Genomic DNA, 17650 nt, shown 5'->3' with positions numbered 1-17650 from the left:
CTCCCCCGCCCCCGCGGGCGGGGGGGGGGGGGGGGAGGCCCCCCCCCCCCCCCCCCCCAGTACGGTGGCTTCTGCGCGGGGTTTCTGGTTGCCGGCCAGCGGCCGGCACTACCTGTTGCTCATGCCGGGGTCGTTAAACTGCCGCCATGACGCCCACCTCCCCTCCCGACCCGCGCCGCGCGCAGCTGCGTCGGCTCAAACTGATCGCCCTGGCCATGCTGGTGGCGATGCTGGCCGGCTTCGCGGTCAGCCACTGGCACGGCGAACGTGGCATCTGGGCCTGGGTCTCGGCGTTCTGCGAGGCTGCCGCGGTCGGCGCGCTGGCCGACTGGTTCGCGGTGGTGGCGCTGTTCCGGCGCCCGCTCGGCCTGCCCATCCCGCATACCGCCATCATCCCGCGCAGCAAGGACCGGATCGCCGACAGCCTGGCGCTGTTCGTGCGCGACCAGTTCCTGGAACCGCAGGCCCTGCTGGCCCGGCTGCAGGTGTTCGATCCGGCCAGCCGCCTGGGCAGCTGGCTGGCCGAGCCGGCGCGGGCCCGCATGCTGGCCGACATGGCGCGCGGCTGGGCGCTGCAGGCGCTGGACTTCCTTGATGAGGCCGCCGTGCGGCGGAGCATCCAGGGCTTTGTGATCCAGCAGCTGCGGCAATGGAACGCGGCCGCCACCGCGGGAGAACTGCTCGGCCTGCTCACCGCCGACAACCGCCACCAGCGCGTGCTGGACGAAGGCCTGACCCGGATCAGCGACTGGCTGGGCAACGAGAAGGTCAAAGACCGCGCGTCCACATTGATCGTGGGCTACATCCAGCGCGAGTGGCCCAAGCTGGCCAGCACCGTCAACTGGGTCAAGCCGATCGACGAGATCGGTGACACCCTGGCCGAGCGCCTGGCGCATGCGGTGCTGGAGGAACTGCAGCAGATCCTGGCCCAGCCCGAGCATCCGCTGCGTCGCGATTACGAGACCTGGCTGAGCGACTACATCCAGCGGCTGCGCGAAGACCCGGCCCTGGCCGAGAAGGTGGAACAACTCAAGCAGCAGGTGATCGACCACCCGGCCGTGCAGGAGTACGTGCAGGGCCTGTGGGCGCGCATCCATGCCAGCCTGCGCGCCGACCTGGCCAGCGAGGATTCCGCACTGGCCGGCCATCTGCGCCGCAGCCTGGCCTCCGTAGGCGAGGCGCTGCAGGCCGACCCGTCACTGCGCGAAGCGCTGAACCAGCACCTGATGGACGGTGCCGAGCGCCTGACCACGCGGCTGCGCAGCGGCGTGACCGAGCACATCGCACAGACCGTCAAAAGCTGGGACGAACGCCATCTGGTCGAGCAGCTGGAACTGAGTGTCGGCCGCGACCTGCAGTTCATCCGCTTCAACGGCACCCTGGTGGGGGGGCTGATCGGCGTGATCCTGCATGCGCTGACGGTGTGGTTCCACTGGTAACGCGACCCGCGTCGGGCCTGCCGACGGACGCTGGCGAGGTCACCGCCAGCGTCGCCGGGTGCCTCAGCCAGCGACCGCGCGTACCGCCGCCACCAGTGCGTCCATCTGCGCCGGCGTGCTGAAGATGCCCGGCGTGACCCGCAGGCAGGCGCCCGAAGCCAGCCCTTCGCGCGGCACCACGAACACGCCGGACTGCTTCACCATCCGCTGCGAGGTGGCCGTGTTGTCGCGCATCGTGGTCTGCCCGCGCAGCCGGAACGAGGTGATCGCACTGGACAGGCGCGGATCGTCCGAGCCCAGCAGCTGGAGGCGTTCGTCGCCGCGCAACGCGTCCATCCACTGATTGCGCAGGCGCAGCAGCCGCGCCCGCTTGTTGGCCACACCGATGCGCTCGTGCAGATCCAGCGCGACCGGCAACGCCATGTAGGCGGCGAAGTTGACCGTCCCGGTGTGCACACGGGTACGGATGTCGTCGTGGTCCTGCTCGCCCATGTACGGATCCAGATCGCGCACCCGCCCGCGGCGGACATACACCGCGCCGACGCCGACCGGCGCGCCGATCCACTTGTGCAGGTTGATCCCGATGAAATCCACGCCCAGCGCGCGTAGCGGCGTATCCACCTGGCCGATGCCGTGCGCCGCATCGAGCACCACCTCCACGCCCGCCGCCCTGGCCAGCGCGGCGATCTCGGCCACCGGCAGCAGCATGCCGTTGCGGTGGTTGACGTGGGTCAGCAGGAGCAGGCGCACGCGCGGGTTGGCGGCCAGCGCGCGGCGGTACGTCTCCACGATGCTGTCATGGTCGAATGGCTCAGGCAGCGTGATCGCCACCGGCTGCACACCGCGCCGCGCCTGCAGCCACTGCATCGCGCTGATCATGCTGTCGTAGTCGGTATCGGCATACATCACCGCATCACCCGGCGACAGCCCGCGGTAGCTGCCGATCAGCACCTGCATCGCTTCAGTGGCGCCCCGGGTGAGCACGATTTCGTCGGTCTCCACGCCCAGCACCTGCGCCAGACGCACGCGGGCCTGCTCAAACAGCGGTGGAAACGCCAAGCGCCCGAACCAGGCGTTGCCGGCATTCACCGTGGCGGTGGCCTGCTGGTAGGCCTGCAGCACCGGGCGCGCCATCGCGCCCCAGTAGCCGTTGTCCAGCATCACGACCTCGTCGGTGAGGTCGTACAGCGCGCGCACCTGGGCCCACCAGGTTTCGTCGGCGGCCAGCTCGGCCGGCGTGCGCGCGCCCACTGCCGGCAGCGCCAGCGGCTCAGCGTCCATGGCGTTCGCACCGGAGAGTGCCGCAGCGACTGGCAGGGCCAGTGCGCCACGCAGCAGAGCACGTCGTTGCCGGTCCATCAGTAGCGGATCCGGTATTCGGCATAGAGGTTGCGGCCGTCGGTGTCATACGGCGCGTTCCGCGAGTAGATCAAGCCACGGCTGGCCTGGAAGCTGGCCTCGTCCGGGTAGCGGTTGAACAGGTTGTCCGCGCCGATCCGCAGCGTCTGCTGCTCGGTGACATTCCAGCTCACGGCCAGATCGACGAAGCTCATCGCTCCGAAGCGCTGGAAGATGTCGCCGGTGGCATTGCCCGAAGAGTCCGTCCATGCCCCGTAGTATCGCAGCTTGCCGAGCACGCTGAAGCGGCCCCACGCATACGTGCTGCTGAGCGTGGCCTTCTGCCGCGGCAGGCGCTCTTCGAAAATGCGGCGCTGGCTTTCATTGGTGGCCACGCCGGTGGCACCGCTGTCCACCTGGGTCTGGTTGTAGTTGTAGCCCAGCGTGGTGCTCAGCCGGCCCGCCCCGAGTGCGGTGGTGTGGCTGGCCACCACATCGACACCGCGGGTGGTGGTGTCGAAATCGTTGGTGTAGAAGCTCACCGAGGTATACGCCAGCGGATTGGGCACGCCGGCGGGCACCGCGAACGAGGCCGACTGGCTGAAACGGTCGGTGACCTTGATGTCGTACAGGTCCACCGAGCCGGAGAAGCCCAGGTCGTTCTTCCAGGTCAGCCCGAGCGAGGCGGTGCGCGATTGTTCCGGCTTGAGCGGTTGGGCGCCGAGCTGGATCGCCAGCGGATCGCTGGGCGACAGGCGACCGGTGGTGAACACCTGCAAGGTCACGGTATCCAGTCCCTGCTGGGTGCTCTGCGTGTACAGCTGGCCCGGCGTGGGCGCGCGGAAGCCGGTGGAGACCGAACCGCGCACGGCCAGGTCCGGGGTGAACTCGAAGCGGCTGGAAAGCTTGCCGTCCACGCTCTCACCGAAGGCCGAGAAGTGCTCGTAGCGGGTGGCTGCGCCGACCGTCCAGCGCGCGGTCAACGGCGCTTCGACATCGATGTAGGCCGCGCGGCTGCGCTGGCTCCAGCGCCCGGCATTGGCCGCACTGAAACCCGGCGCACCGTTGGCGCCACCGGCCAGGCCGGTGACCGCCCCCGGCCCGATCGCATACGACGCCGGATCACCGGCATCCACCCCGTAGGTTTCCTCGCGCGTCTCCGCGCCGAAGGCGATGTTGATCGGTGCGGCCAGCGCGCTGACCGGCAGCGAATAGACGATATCGGCGTTGAGGTTCTTCTCCTCCTGCGAGAGGCGGCCGAGGTAGAACGAGGTGGGGCTGTCCGGGCCGAGCGAGGCATTGATCGAATGGCCCAGCGTGTAGTCGATGCGGTTGCGCCCGTAGGAGCCGCTCACATCCCAGCGCCAGCGCTCGCCCCAGTAACCGCGCAGACCGAGCACGCCCTGCAGGTCGTCCTGCTCGTTGCCGTACTTCGGGCTGAAGCCGGTCGGGTACAGGCTGCGCGCGTCCCAGCCGGGGAACACACGGCTGCGGTTATAGACCGAGGCGGTGCCATCGGGATTGCGCCAGTTGAAATCACTGACGCCTTCGCTGTGGCCGTACAGACCGAAACCGTAGAGGTCGACGCTGTCGTTCAAGGCGAGGTTGAGGTTGAAGCCGAAATGGCGGTTTTCCAGGTCCGGCTGGCCCCAGCGCTGCACCGGATCGGGCACGACCAGATCCGGGTGGGCGTTCTGGAAGGCGATCGCATCGGCGCGCTGGCGGCTGCGCGAGGTCGCGTCGGATTTGTCCCAGTCGGCGAACAGCGACAGGCTGCCCTTGTCACCCAGCGCGAAGCCGTGCCGGCCGCCGATCTTGCGACCGGTCCCATCGCCTTCGCTGTATTCGGACAGGCCCAGAGACAGTTCCCCGCCGACGCGGTCATCCAGGATGATGTTGATCACCCCGGCGATGGCGTCCGAGCCGTACTGCGCAGACGCGCCATCACGCAGCACTTCGATGCGCTGGATCGCATGCACCGGAATCTGCGCCAGGTCCGGCCCCTGCGCGCCGCGTGCGCCCAGCAGCGCCGAACGGTGGAAGCGGCGGCCGTTGACCAGCACCAGGGTCTGGTCCGGCGAGAGACCCCGCAGCGTGGCCGGCCGCACGAACACCAGGCCATCGTTCATCGGCATGCGCTGGACCACGAAGGAAGGCACCAGCTGGGCCAGCACGTCGTTGAGGTCGGACGACTCGATCGCCTGGATCTCTTCCTGCGAGAACACGTCCACCGGGGCCAGCGTGTCGAACTGGGTGCGGTTGCTGCCGCGCGTGCCGGTGACGATCATCGTGTCCAGGGTGGCGGGGGCCGCGGCAGTCCCTGCCGGGGCGGCCTCGGCACGCGCATCGGCGGCCGTGGCAAAGGTAAGGACGGACAACACCGCTACAGCAAGCACACAACGATTCACTGACGACTCCGCGGACGAACAGATGGGGGATGCCGTAACGGCGTGTCACGACATCCTCACAGTCTGTTGACGCGATATTGCCCGGCAATGACACGCAGGCGACGTTCTTGCAGCCCGCCCGCCAGCGCACGGCTTTCCCCGCTCTCGACACCGCCATGATGCTTGTCTAACGAAATGATAATGACTATCATTCACTGATCGGCTGTACGCCTAGCCAACCGGCGCCCGGAAGCATCACGCCTTCCCCGCGCAACGCCCCGTGTACACCCCCTGATCCGCTGCCTTGCCTGCCCTGCTGCCTTCGGCAGCGCCGCTGTGCGTGGCGCGCTGACGTTCTCCCACACTGGAAGTGTTGCCATGCCCTGCTCGTCCGCTTCACCGTTGTCCCGGCCATCGCTGTTGGCGATCGCCCTCGTTGCTGCCCTCGCCGGCCCGGCGCTGCCGGCGTTCGCCGAGGCCGAACCTGGCGATGCGACCACCCTGGACACGATCAAGGTGACCGCCGACGGCGAGATTCCCAACTCCTACACGGTCAAGCAGGCCAGCACCGCCACCAAGTTGAACCTGTCGCTGCGCCACACCCCGCAGTCGGTCACCGTGCTGACCCGCCAGCGCCTGGACGACATGGGCCTGTACGCGCTGTCCGACGTGATGGGCCAGGTCACCGGCGTGCATGTATCGGTCACCGATTCGGAGCGCATCAACTACATCTCGCGTGGCTACAGCATCACCAATTTCCAGATCGACGGGATGCTCAACACGTTTGGTGGCTCGCTCAAGACCAACACCGACAGCGCGATCTACGAGCGCATCGAAGTGGTCCGCGGCGCGACCGGCCTCACCACTGGCGCCGGTGATCCGTCGGGCACCATCAACATGGTCCGCAAGCGCCCGACCCAGGAGATGGCGATGAGCGTCGGCCTGACCCTGGGCCGCTGGGGCAACCAGCGCCTGGAAGCGGACATCGGCGGCCCGGTCGCGCTGGACGGCCGCGTGCGTGCGCGTTTTGTCGCCGCCAAGCAGCAGAGCGATTCCTTCCGCGATGTGTACCGTCTCGACAAGGACGTGTTTTACGGCATCGTCCAGGCCGACCTGACCGACAGCACCCTGTTCGAAGTCGGCTATGACTACCAGTCGCCGGAAACCAAGGGCGTGACCTGGGGCGTGGTGCCGTACTGGGGCCCGGACGGAAAGCCGGCCAACCTGCCGCGCTCGACCAACCTGTCGGCAAGCTGGAGCAGCTGGCCGATCGTGGAAAAGACCACCTTCATGCGCCTGGAGCAGCAGCTCGGCAACGGCTGGTCGCTCAAGGCCAGCGCGACCCAGGCCAAGCGCAACACCGATGGCGACGTCTGGTACGGCGCGCAGGGCTATCCCGCGCCGGATGGTACCGGTGTGCGCGCCTACCTTTCGCATTTCGCCGAACGCAGCGAAATGAACGTGTTCGACCTCAACGCCAGCGGCCCGTTCCAGCTGTTCGGCCGCGAGCATGAACTGGTGTTCGGCGTCGGCCAGTCCGTTCGCAAGGGCGAATCGCCTGCCTCGGAGTTCGTGCAGCCGCCGGGCTACGACGTGGTACCGGACTGGCGCACCTGGACCGGCGACGTTGCCCCGTTGCCGCTCACCCGGCATGACTGGCTGGCCTCGGAGAACGAGCTGACGCAGAAGGCCGCCTACGTGGCCGCCCGCCTGCAGCTGGCCGATCCGTTGCTGGCCGTGCTCGGCGCGCGCTATGGCAGCTGGGAGACCCGCAGCTGGCGCTATACCAACGATGCGGCCGGCAACCGCACCGGTACCACCCGCGGCGGCTACAAGCCGGACGATTCGCTGACCCCGTACGTCGGCCTGGTCTACGATTTCAGCAGGCAGTTCAGTGCCTACGCCAGCTACACCGACATCTTCCAGCCGCAGGACTACCGCGACAGGAACAACGATTACCTGGAGCCGGTGGTCGGCGACATGTGGGAGGCCGGCCTGAAGGGTGAATTCTTCGGTGGCCGCCTGAACACCTCCGCCGCGGTGTTCAAGGGCGAGAAGGACAATGTCGCCGAGCTCGATGATTCGGTACCGGCCGCCTCGCTGCCCGATGGCAGCAGCGCCTACCGTTCCACCGGCAAGGGCAACAAGGTCAAGGGCTGGGAACTGGAAGCCCAGGGCAGCCTGACCGAGAACTGGAACGTCTCGGCCGGTTTCGCGCACACCACCATCCGCAACCAGGCGGGCGTGGCGCAGAACACCACCAACCCGGTGGACACCTTCCGGCTCAACACCAGCTGGCGCCCGAGTGGTGAGTGGAACCGCCTCTCGCTGGGGGGCGGCGTGACCTGGCAGAGTCGTATCTACCGCGCCAGCACCAAGCCGCGTGCCGATTACGCGACCAGTGGCCGCACCGAATCGGCGTTCATCACCCAGGATGCGTTCTACCTGGTGAATGTGTTCGCCGGCTACCGCTTCAATGACAATTTCTCCGCGCAGCTCAACGTCAACAACCTGCTCGACAAGAAGTACTACAGCAACGTCGGTTTCTACAACGGCGTGTACTGGGGCGAACCGCGCAACGTGATGTTGAACCTGCGCTGGAAGCTCTGACACCGGCTCCAAGGGACCACTGCGACGCGCAGTGAACACGGCCAGGGATGGCCACTATCATTCATCACCGGCTGCGGCCGGTGATGCCCGTTTCCCCGATCGATCAGCAGGTTTCCGTGGACAGCACGCCGCACGCCAGCGCCAGGTTCAACCGTCTTGGTTCCTTCTTCGCCCGCCCCTGGCTGGGTGTCCTGTCACGTTCGCTCGCCGCGATCTTCGGCGGCTACGCGCTGGCCGCGACCTGCTCGATGTTCTTTGCGGTCGCGCTGCCGATCGCGCGCGGGCAAGCGGTGCTGACCGGCATGCTGGTGGCGATCGTGCTGTGCGCCTGCGCGGCACTGTGGGCGTTCGCTACCCGTACCGCGCTGCGCGCGTGGGTCGGCATCCTGATCCCGACGGCGCTGTTCTGGCTCGGCACCCGCCTGCTGCAGGGGGCCGCATGAAGAACGGATTCCGCCAGTCGATGGCCTGGCTGCACACCTGGACCGGCCTGCTGGTCGGCTGGCTGCTGCTGCTGATTTTCATGGCCGGCACGGCCAGCTATTACCGCGAGGAAATCAGCCGCTGGATGCGCCCGGAGCTGCCGCGCAGCAGCGTGAGTGCCGATGTGGCCGCCGAGCGTGCTCTCACCTTCCTGCAGCACAAGGCGCCGCAGGCCGAGAGCTGGAATGTCACCCTGCCCGACCCGCGCAACCCGGCGATGCGCATGTTCTGGCGCAACCCCGAATCGATGGTCAAGCCGCCGGTGGAAGGCGAGCGCCGCCGGCGCGGCGGAGGCCGCTTCGGCGATGCCACCGTCGATCCGAACACCGGCGAAGAGATCGCCGCGCGCGAAACCCGCGGCGGTGACTTCTTCTACCGCCTGCATTTCGACCTGCACTACATCCCCGTTTACTGGGCCCGCTACCTGGTCGGCTTCTGTGCGATGTTCATGCTGGTGGCGATCATCACCGGCGTGATCACGCACAAGAAGATCTTCAAGGACTTCTTCACCTTCCGCCCGGAAAAGGGCCTGCGGTCGTGGCTGGATTTCCACAACGTCAGCGCGGTGATGGCGCTGCCGTACCACGCGATGATCACCTACACCGGCATCGTCACGTTGATGTTCATGTACCTGCCGTGGGGCGTGAGCGTGGCCTATCCCAAGGATGAGGAGGCGTTCTTCAGCGAGGCCTTCGCGCGTCTGGCCGAGATCGAGACCCCGGCCGAAGGACGCGCCACGCCACTGCCCATCCAGCAGTTGCTGGACAGCGCGCGCGCCGAATGGAAGGGTGCGGATGTGGCCGGCTTCACCCTCTACCACCCGGGCGCGGCGAATGCGATCGTGGATATCACCCAGCGCGATGGAAAGCGCCTGTCGGTGGATACCCCGTCGCTGCGCTTCAACGCGATCACCGGCCAGTTGCTCGAGGCCAGCCCGGCCTCGGGCGGTGCCACCCAGACCCGTGGCGTGATGTACGGCCTGCACCTGGCGCGCTTCGCCGACTGGGGCCTGCGTGCCCTGTTCTTCCTGTCCGGGCTGATCGGTTGCCTGATGGTCGCCAGCGGCGTGGTGCTATGGGCGGTGAAGGAACGACCCAAGCACGCCAAGTCCGGCAAGACCGGGTTCGGCCTGCGCCTGGTCGACGCGCTCAACATCGGTGCGGTGGCCGGCCTGCCGATCGCTTTCGCCACCTTTTTCCTGGCCAATCGTCTGCTGCCGGTCCAGATGGCCGAGCGCGCCAACGCCGAGGTCAATGCGTTCTTCTATGCATGGGCCGCCGCATTGCTGGCCGGTTTCCTCTGGCCCAAGCGGAGGATGTGGACCTGGCAGCTGTACCTGGGTGGCGTGCTGTTCGCCCTGATTCCGGTGGTCAACGCATTCACCACGCATGCGCATCTGGGCGTCACCCTGCGCACCGGTGACTGGGTGCTCGCCGGGTTCGATCTGACCATGCTCGCCTTCGGCGCGATGCTGGCCTACTGCGGTCATCGCATGCAGCGCTGGCAGCCACCGCTGAGTGCGGCCGAGAAGAAACGCCGTCAGCAGGCCGCTGCTGCGGGGGCGACGGCATGATGCTGCTCGCAATCACGCTGAGCTTCTCGGCGTTCACGGCGTTGTCGCTGGCCATGGACAAGCACCAGCTGGACCTGCACGGCAAAGCCGGCGCCAGCGCATCGCGCATGCGGGTGTGGCGCTGGGTGGGCTGGACGTTGCTGACCGTCGCATTCGCACTGTGCGTGCTGGACCACGGCTGGGCGATCGGTCCGGTGCTGTGGCTGGGTGCGCTGACGATCAGCGGGGTGGTGATTGCGTTCGGGCTGTACCCGTACCGCCCCCGGTGGATCGCGCCGCTGGCCTGGGCGTTGCCGGTGGTGGGGCTGGCGGTGGCGCTGGTCGCGCGTTGAGGGAGCAGCCACGCATGGCGTGGCTCTACCTTCAGATCGATCCCTGCGGTGCACCCGCCGCACCCTCACGGGCGTCGCCGCATCGCGATCGCCGCTCAGGGCACCAGTGAAAACATGTGCGCCGCGACCGGACGGCCGTCGATGACCAGACGGTTGCGCGCCACGCCTTCGCGCAGGGCGCCGGCCTTCACCGCCACCCGTTCGCTGGCGAGATTGTCTACCGCAACGACGATCTCCACCCGATGCAGGCCCAGCGGCCCGAACGCCTGGGCCGCCAGCGCCTGCACGACGCGGGGCGCCACGCCCTGGCCACGGCACGACTGCCGCACCCAGTAGCCCAGGTTGCAGAAACGGGGATCGTGCTGGATCTTGTTCAATCCCGCGCCGCCGACGAAGGCGGCCGTGTCCTGGTCGAAGATTCCGTATTCGCAGGCCGTGCCTGCCGCCCAACCGTCCCGGCAGGCCTGGAACCATTGCAGCGCCTGCTCGACGCGGTAGTCGACCGAGCTCCACGGCATCCAGCGCCGCATGCCCTCGGCCGACTCACGCACCGCCGCTGCGAACGCAGCGGCGTCGGCATCCTCGAACGGTCGCAGCAGCAGCCCGTCGGCGTGGAGTTGGCTGTCGTCCATGTCAGCCCGTTCCCGTCAGGCGCCGTAGCGGCGCAGTTCCCACGCGCGGTGGATGCGCGGGTTGCGCTCGAAGTCCGCCCCGATGGTCTCGGGCGAAATCTCCTTGCACTCCGCGAATTCCTTGATCGCTTCATCGTCCAGCTTGAAGCGGCGGAAGTTGTTGGAGAAATACAGCACGCCTTCCGGGCTCAAGCGCGCCACGGCCGCGCGCAGCAGGCGCACGTGTTCGCGCTGGATATCAAAGTCATCGGCGCGGGCGGAGTTGGAGAACGTCGGCGGATCGCAGAAGATCACGTCGAAGCGGTGACGTTCGGCTTCCAGCCACGCCAGCGCATCGGCCTGGATCAGCTGGTGCTGGCTGCCGCCCTTGCCGTTCAACGCGAGATTGTCGGCGCACCACTGCAGGTACGTACCGGACAGATCCACGCTGGTGGTGGTCGCGGCACCGGCCACGGCGGCCTGCACCGAGGCGACACCGGTGTAGCAGAACAGGTTGAGGAAGCGCTTGCCCTGGGCTTCCTGCGCCATGTGCCAGCGCAGTGGACGGTGGTCCAGGAACAGGCCGGTGTCCAGATAATCGAACAGGTTCACGCGCAGCAGCGCATCGTTCTCGCGCACCAGCACGAACTCGCCGCGCTGCTCGAAACGACCGTACTTGCTGCCGCCCTTGCCACGCTCGCGTGACTTCAGCGCGACCTGCTCGGCCGGCACCTGGAAGACCTCGCGCGCGGCCGAGAGCAGCTCGTTGCGGCGGCGACGCACATCCACATCCGGAATGGTCGCCGGGGCCGCGTATTCCTGCACATGCAGGAAGGTCCGGCGGGCACCACCGTCTTCTTCATAGACATCGATGGCGGCCGCGTACTCGGGCAGATCGGCATCGTAAACGCGGTAGCAGGTGATGCTCTCGCGCGTCCGCCACGTCTTGAACTTCTTGATGTTCTTGCGCAGGCGGTTGGCCACCATCTGCGCGCCTTCGCTGAGCTCGCGCGGCTGGCCGGTGTTCTCGCGCTGCGGTACCGCGATCGGGTCGCAGACGATCAGCGCGCACTCGATGGCGCCGTTGAACAGCTGGTACTTCTTGTTGGCGCGCAGGCCGGTGGCGAAGGCCAGGTCGGCGCTGCCGCACAACAGGCTGGCGCGCCACTGCGGCACCGCGCGCTTGAGCGCGTCGCCGAGTTGGCGGTACAGCACCGCGTCGGCGGCCAGGCGCTCGTCATAGGGCGGGTTGCAGACCACGCAGCCGGTCTCCTGCGGCGGAACCTGCACATCGGTGATGTCGCGCACGCCGAACCAGATGGCATGGCCCACACCGGCCGTTTCGGCGTTCTGCTTGGCCGCATGGATGGCGTGCGGATCCACGTCGCTGCCGTGGATCACCTGCTTGAGTGCGCTGCGGCCGGCGGTTTCGCGGGCGCGCGCTTCTTCCATCAGGCTGTTCCAAGCGTCGCGGTCGAAGCCCAGCCAGCGGCTCGGCGGAATGCTGCCATGGCGCTGCAGGCCCGGGGCCACGTCGGCGGCCATCAAGGCGCCTTCGATCAGCAGCGTGCCGCTGCCGCACATCGGGTCGAGCAGGCCACCGCCTTCGCTGTGGATCTTCGGCCAGTTGGCGCGCAGCAGCACCGCGGCGGCCAGGTTTTCTTTCAGCGGCGCATCGTTCTGCGCCATGCGCCAGCCGCGGCGGTGCATCGGGCCACCGCCCAGGTCGATCGAGATCGTGGCCCGGCCCTTGCGCAGCGACAGGTTGATGCGCACGTCCGGGAAGTCGGTGTTGACCGACGGTCGCTCCAGGCCCTGCGACCGCAGACTGTCGACCACACCGTCCTTGACCCGCTGCGCGGCGAAGCGCGCATGGGTGATCTCGGTGCCGGACACATGCGCGTCCACCGACAGGGTCAGCTCGGGGCTGATGTGCTGCTCCCACGCCATCGCCGACACGCCCTGGTAGAGCGAGCCTTCGTCGGGGCAGTCGAACTCGGTCAGCGGCCACAGCACCCGGCTGGCCAGGCGCGACCACAGCACCACGCGCTGCGCCTGCGCCAGCTCGCCCTCGGCGTTGACGCCGGAAATGGTGGCGGTGGCCTTGTCCAGGCCGAGCGCCAACAGTTCGTCGGCGAGCAGATACTCCAGGCCCTTGGCGCAGGAAACAAAGAATTTCACGGAATCGGTATCGCAGGTCAGCGGAGAGGGGGTGCCCACGGGCACGGCAAGCAGCCGGGCACGGGTGTCCGGGGGGCCATTGTACGTGAGGCGGGCTGGAACGCCCGGTTACAGCGTGGCCAGCAGTTCCTCGAAGGCCCGGCTCGAGGCCTCGACGTGATCGGTCAGGCGGTGGCCGTCGTCCACCATCAGCAGGCGGGCCGAGCGGGCCTGGGCCCAGGCGATCACCTCCGCCGGCGGGATCAGCTCGTCGTGCCAGGCGTGGACCACGCTGGTCGGCACGCGGGCGGCATCCAGCGCCGGCATCGGCCCCATCCGGGTGGGCGGCACCATCAGGAACAGGCCCTGGACCGGCACCTGCAGCGAGGCGATGGCCGAAATGTACGAACCCAGGCTGGAGCCGGCCAGTACCACCGGGCCCTGCACGACACGGGCGGTGGCCAGGGTGACCAGGCGCTGCAGGCGGGCGCGCACATCGCCCAGGCTGCTGACCTCGCGCTGGGCGTCCAGATCGGTGTAGTCCGGGCGCTCGTGGGTCCAGCCCAGGCGCTCGGCGACGTCGGCCAGAGCGGTCACCTTGATGGCGTCCGGGCCGCTTTCAAAGCCATGGGAGAGGATGCAGTGGCCGCGGCTCATGCGCACACCGCGCGGGAATCGATAGGAGCGTTCATGCCTGAATGCTAGCATCGCCGCATGCCCGACCGCGCCCCGCCCGCCATCGATGCACAGCCCCTGCCCTACCAGGACAGGCTGCTGTCCCGCACGCACGACGAGATCGATCTGGTGGTCATCCACTGCACCGAACTGCCGGACCTGGCGATGGCACGCGAGTACGGCGAACGCGTGCTGTATGACAGCGGCACCGGCAACAGTGGCCACTATTACATCGACCGCGATGGGCGCATCGTCCAGTACGTGTCATTGGACCGCGTCGCGCATCAGGTCAGTGGCTATAACCCGCGCTCGATCGGGATCGAACTGGTCAACACCGGGCGCTACCCACATTGGTGGGATTCCCGCCACCAGGCGATGGACGAGCCCTACCCGGATGCGCAGATCGCGGCGCTGATCGACCTGCTGCAACACCTGTGCGGGACGCTGCCCGCGTTGGCCCATATCGCCGGGCATGAGTGGCTGGATACGCGCGAGGAAGTGGCCAGCGACGATCCGGAACGGCGGGTGCCGCGCAAGCGCGATCCGGGTCCGATGTTCCCGTGGCCACGCGTGCTGGCGGCGGTGCCGCTGCAGGAACTGCGTGGGTGATGATCAGCCGGTGGCGACGGGACGCGACGGGTCGCTGACCCAGCCACTCCACGAATCCGCATAGATCCGCGCACCTTCCAGGCCCGCGGCGTCCATCGCCAGCAGCAGGTGGCAGGCGGTGACGCCGGAGCCGCACATCAACACCACCTCGTCCGGCGCGTGGGTGCCGATCAGCGGCTGCAGCGCCGCGCGCAGATCCTCCGCAGGGCGCAGCCGTCCCTCATGCACGTTCAACGCGAACGGACGATTCACCGCGCCGGGCACGTGGCCGGCGACCGGATCCAAGGGCTCTACTTCGCCCCGGAAACGCTCGCCCGCCCGCGCATCGATCAGCCAGCCCGGCGCGTGCTTGAGACGCGCCTGCACCTCTTCCACCGAGGCGATCTGGCGGCGGTCGAACTGCCCCGGGTACGGCGGCAACGGCGTCACCTGCGGCAGCGCTGCGGTGACCGGCAGACCGGCGGCCTGCCATGCCGCAAATCCGCCGTCGAGAACGCGTACCTGTGCATGCCCGATCAGCCGCAGCAGCCACCACAACCGCGCGGCCGCCATGCTGCCGTCGCCGGCGTCGTAGACCACGACCTCGGTTTCCGGCCCGATGCCCCACGCGCCCAGGCGCGCGGCGAACGCATCGCTGTCCGGCAGCGGATGACGGCCATGGCCGGTGCGGCCAGGATCGGACAGGTCCCGGTTGAGATCGGCGTACAGCGCGCCGGGCAGATGGCCCTGTGCATACAACGCCGCACCGGACTGCGGATCGGCCAACGAGAACCGCGCATCCACTACCCGAAGCGTGGGGGCGGCACTGGCCGTCGCACGTGCATCCATAAGGCGCGTGGCGCCGTCGTCCAACGCCTGTGCGAGGGCGGTGACATCGATCAATGGCGTGGTCATGCGGTCTGCTCCAGGCGGCGACGCAGGTTGTAGAGAATGGCGGCGGTCGCACCCCAGATCCGCTGCCCGGGCCAGCCGTATTCGAGCACGTGGCGGATGCGACCGCGGTGGTCGATCTCCACGTGGTGCAGGTTGGCCGGATCCATCAGGTAGGACAGCGGCACTTCGAACACTTCCGCGACCTCGCCCGGTTCGGGCACGGCCACGAAGGCAGGATCGATCACGGCCACCACCGGCATGACCCGGTAGCCGGTAATCGTCACGAACGGATCCAGATACCCAAGCACCTGCACCTGATCGTGCTTGAGTGCGATTTCCTCGTCACTCTCGCGGATCGCGGCGGCGACGGCATCGCGGTCCTCCGGCTCCATGCGGCCACCGGGAAAACCGACCTGGCCCCCGTGATGGCGCAGCGTGTCGGTGCGCCGGGTCAGCAGCACCTGCGCGCCGCCCTCGCGCGGAATGATGCCGGCCAGCACGGCCGCTTCAACGGGCGGGCCGGGCGGTAACAGATCGATCAGTTCGCTGCGGTTCCAGCCGTCGCCGGACGGCGGCCGGTCCAGCGGATGCAGCGCGCGCAGCAGGCGCTCGTGTTCGGCCAGCGAACCGCGCAGCGATTGCCGCAGTTGTTCGCGCAGGGGCAGCGTGTGCTGCATGACGTGATGCTGTTCGGGTCGGCTCATGGTTCGCCAGCGGGTGATTTCATCCACGGTGCGCAGGCAGCCCGTGCAGACACCGGCGCGATCCAGCGCGCAGATTCCGATGCAGGGAGTGGGCACGGCATGCGGGGATTCTTCCATCGATTGCACCGGTCAACAGTACCGCGATTGCACGGAAACAAAAAACGCGCCGGTGTTTCCACCGGCGCGTTCTTGATGTTGCGAAAATTACTTGACGCTGACGAGCTTGATTTCGAACTGCACCGCGACGTTCGGCGGGAACGGCGTGCGCGGATCGGCACCATAGGCCTGATCCGGCGGCAGCGTCACTTCCCACTTGGAGCCAGCCGGCATCTGCAGCAGGGCTTCACGCATGGCCTTCATTTCAACTTCGCTGACCTTGATGCCCGGGATCTGCTGGGCCGGACGCGCTTCGGCCGGACGGGTGCCGAACGGATACGGACCGGCCACTTCCAGCTGCACGGTGCTGGCCTGGGTCGGCTTGGCACCCTTGCCGGCTTCGATCACGCGGTACTGCACGCCGCTCGGAAGCGACTGCACGCCGGCCTTGGCCTTGTTGGCGGCCAGGAACTGGGTGCTCTTGGTCTTGTTCTCGGCGGCAGCCTTGTCGTACTCGGCCTTGGCGGCCTGCGCACGACCCTGCTCACGCTTCTGGAAGGCTTCGACGGCGGGCTTCAACTGCTCGGCGGTGATCGACGGCTGCTTCTTGGCGTAGGCATCCTGCAGGCCCTTCACCACCGAGTTGATGTCCAGCTGCTCGCCGCGTGCGGTGAGTTCAGCCAGGTTGTTACCGTAGTCGTAACCGAAGTAATAGCTCAGCTTGCCCTTTTCGGACGAGGTGTCCTGGGCGAAGGCATTGCCCGTCAGGGCCAGGGCCGCGACGGCGACCGCGATAGAACGCAACTTCATCAAACTTTTCTCCAGGGGTGGTAACTCAGGACGCGTTGGGCCGCCCTGAGGCGACGGGTTAGGATAGCCGCCGCAACGTTGAACCGCCACTAACGACGCAGGCTCTGACCTGACTTCGTTTCAAGAGTTCAACATCACTTTTTTTTAACGTTTTCAGGAGTCCTGCCGTGGCCGACGCCCTTATCGCGATTATGGACGATGGTGCCGTACGCACTGTGACGGTCAACCGCCCGGACAAACTCAACGCCCTGAACCGGGCGACCCTGGAAGCCCTTGATACGGCCTTCGCCGAGGCCGCTGCCGCCCCTGGGGTGCGGGTGGTGGTGCTGACCGGCGCCGGTCCCAAGGCGTTCGTCGCCGGTGCGGACATTGCCGAAATGAACGGCCTGAGCGCGGTTCAGGGTCGTGATTTCTCACTGCTCGGCCAAGGGTTGATGCGCCGCATCGAGCGCATGCCCAAGCCCGTGATCGGCAAGATCAACGGATTTGCGCTGGGCGGCGGCCTGGAACTGGCCATGGCCTGCCACCTCCGGGTGGCCGCGGAGACCGCCAAGGTCGGTCAGCCAGAGATCCATCTGGGCCTGATCCCCGGCTTCGGTGGCAGCCAGCGGCTGCTGCGCCTGTGCGGCCGCGCCGCCGCACTGGAGCTGTGCCTGCTGGGCACCCCGATCACCGCCGCGCGTGCCGCGCAACTGGGCATCGTCAATGAGGTGGTCCCGGCTGCGGAGCTGGATGCCCGCGTCCAGGCTCTGGCGTCGCAATTGGCCTCGGCCGCGCCTCTCGCGCTGCGCGGCATCCTCGATGCGATCCATATCGGCGGCGAATGTTCGCTCGGCGAGGGGCTGGAGTACGAGAGCGTGCAGTTCGGCCTGATGTTCGCCACCGAGGACATGCGCGAAGGCACCAGCGCGTTCCTGGCGCGGCGGCCGCCGGTGTTCCAGAACCGCTGA

Annotated in this window: 15 protein-coding genes; 7 read left to right on the top strand and 8 right to left on the bottom strand. The window is 67.7% G+C overall.

The annotated features are described in order from the left end of the window. Positions 1 to 146: 146 nt before the first annotated feature. The gene (locus tag ABE422_RS17340; RefSeq protein ID WP_346483401.1) at positions 147 to 1439 is read left to right on the top strand and encodes a DUF445 family protein; all 1293 of its coding nucleotides are present in this window, start codon (positions 147 to 149) and stop codon (positions 1437 to 1439) included. A gap of 63 nt (positions 1440 to 1502) precedes the next feature. Here the strand turns inward: ABE422_RS17340 and ABE422_RS17335 are convergent, their stop codons facing one another. Both ABE422_RS17335 and ABE422_RS17330 read right to left on the bottom strand, forming a co-directional pair. Beyond that, entirely contained in the window at positions 1503 to 2798 is a 1296-nt protein-coding gene (locus ABE422_RS17335; RefSeq protein ID WP_346466667.1) for an aminotransferase class V-fold PLP-dependent enzyme, read from the bottom strand. Beyond that, entirely contained in the window at positions 2798 to 5158 is a 2361-nt protein-coding gene (locus ABE422_RS17330; protein WP_083279878.1) for a TonB-dependent receptor, read from the bottom strand. The genes ABE422_RS17335 and ABE422_RS17330 overlap by 1 nt, the downstream gene beginning before the upstream one ends. 384 nt (positions 5159 to 5542) lie before the next feature. Here ABE422_RS17330 and ABE422_RS17325 point away from each other — a divergent pair, with 384 nt between their 5' ends. The 4 genes from ABE422_RS17325 to ABE422_RS17310 all read left to right on the top strand — a co-directional run bounded on the left by ABE422_RS17325 (position 5543) and on the right by ABE422_RS17310 (position 10162). Beyond that, positions 5543 to 7774, top strand: a complete 2232-nt coding sequence (locus tag ABE422_RS17325; RefSeq protein ID WP_346483400.1) for a TonB-dependent siderophore receptor — start codon at positions 5543 to 5545, stop codon at positions 7772 to 7774. A gap of 83 nt (positions 7775 to 7857) precedes the next feature. Then, positions 7858 to 8217, top strand: a complete 360-nt coding sequence (locus ABE422_RS17320; protein WP_237393520.1) for a DUF3649 domain-containing protein — start codon at positions 7858 to 7860, stop codon at positions 8215 to 8217. Beyond that, on the top strand, positions 8214 to 9830 hold the full coding sequence (locus ABE422_RS17315; RefSeq protein ID WP_346483399.1) for a PepSY-associated TM helix domain-containing protein: 1617 nt from the start codon (positions 8214 to 8216) through the stop codon (positions 9828 to 9830). The genes ABE422_RS17320 and ABE422_RS17315 overlap by 4 nt, the downstream gene beginning before the upstream one ends. Continuing rightward, positions 9827 to 10162 (top strand): DUF3325 domain-containing protein, encoded by a 336-nt coding sequence (locus ABE422_RS17310; protein ID WP_346482029.1) that lies wholly within the window; start codon positions 9827 to 9829, stop codon positions 10160 to 10162. Before ABE422_RS17315 ends, ABE422_RS17310 begins: the two co-directional genes overlap by 4 nt. Positions 10163 to 10257: 95 nt before the next feature. Here ABE422_RS17310 and ABE422_RS17305 read toward each other — a convergent pair whose 3' ends face one another. The 3 genes from ABE422_RS17305 to ABE422_RS17295 form a co-directional block, all read right to left on the bottom strand. Further along, positions 10258 to 10794: a GNAT family N-acetyltransferase gene (locus ABE422_RS17305; RefSeq protein WP_346466663.1), complete on the bottom strand. Its 537-nt coding sequence runs from the start codon at positions 10792 to 10794 to the stop codon at positions 10258 to 10260. A gap of 15 nt (positions 10795 to 10809) precedes the next feature. Then, complete coding sequence (rlmKL, locus tag ABE422_RS17300; protein WP_070427569.1) at positions 10810 to 12954, bottom strand: bifunctional 23S rRNA (guanine(2069)-N(7))-methyltransferase RlmK/23S rRNA (guanine(2445)-N(2))-methyltransferase RlmL; 2145 nt, start codon at positions 12952 to 12954, stop codon at positions 10810 to 10812. A gap of 108 nt (positions 12955 to 13062) precedes the next feature. Further along, positions 13063 to 13590, bottom strand: a complete 528-nt coding sequence (locus ABE422_RS17295) for a hypothetical protein (RefSeq protein WP_070426973.1) — start codon at positions 13588 to 13590, stop codon at positions 13063 to 13065. Positions 13591 to 13647: 57 nt separating this feature from the next. Between ABE422_RS17295 and ABE422_RS17290 the strand changes: the two genes are divergently transcribed. Beyond that, positions 13648 to 14217: an N-acetylmuramoyl-L-alanine amidase gene (locus ABE422_RS17290; RefSeq protein ID WP_346466661.1), complete on the top strand. Its 570-nt coding sequence runs from the start codon at positions 13648 to 13650 to the stop codon at positions 14215 to 14217. A 3-nt stretch (positions 14218 to 14220) separates the two neighbouring features. Here the strand turns inward: ABE422_RS17290 and ABE422_RS17285 are convergent, their stop codons facing one another. The 3 genes from ABE422_RS17285 to ABE422_RS17275 form a co-directional block, all read right to left on the bottom strand. Then, positions 14221 to 15111 (bottom strand): sulfurtransferase, encoded by an 891-nt coding sequence (locus tag ABE422_RS17285; protein ID WP_070426971.1) that lies wholly within the window; start codon positions 15109 to 15111, stop codon positions 14221 to 14223. Beyond that, positions 15108 to 15911 (bottom strand): CoA pyrophosphatase, encoded by an 804-nt coding sequence (locus ABE422_RS17280; RefSeq protein WP_070426970.1) that lies wholly within the window; start codon positions 15909 to 15911, stop codon positions 15108 to 15110. Before ABE422_RS17280 ends, ABE422_RS17285 begins: the two co-directional genes overlap by 4 nt. Positions 15912 to 15998: 87 nt before the next feature. Then, the gene (locus ABE422_RS17275; RefSeq protein WP_019185884.1) at positions 15999 to 16700 is read right to left on the bottom strand and encodes an FKBP-type peptidyl-prolyl cis-trans isomerase; all 702 of its coding nucleotides are present in this window, start codon (positions 16698 to 16700) and stop codon (positions 15999 to 16001) included. A gap of 167 nt (positions 16701 to 16867) precedes the next feature. Here ABE422_RS17275 and ABE422_RS17270 point away from each other — a divergent pair, with 167 nt between their 5' ends. Further along, the gene (locus tag ABE422_RS17270; RefSeq protein ID WP_313217763.1) at positions 16868 to 17650 is read left to right on the top strand and encodes an enoyl-CoA hydratase-related protein; all 783 of its coding nucleotides are present in this window, start codon (positions 16868 to 16870) and stop codon (positions 17648 to 17650) included.

The organism is Stenotrophomonas sp. TWI1151, from assembly GCF_039673135.1.
Taxonomy (GTDB): Bacteria; Pseudomonadota; Gammaproteobacteria; order Xanthomonadales; family Xanthomonadaceae; genus Stenotrophomonas.
Note: the sequence above shows the minus strand (reverse complement) of the source record. Positions and strands in the feature narration are given on the sequence as shown.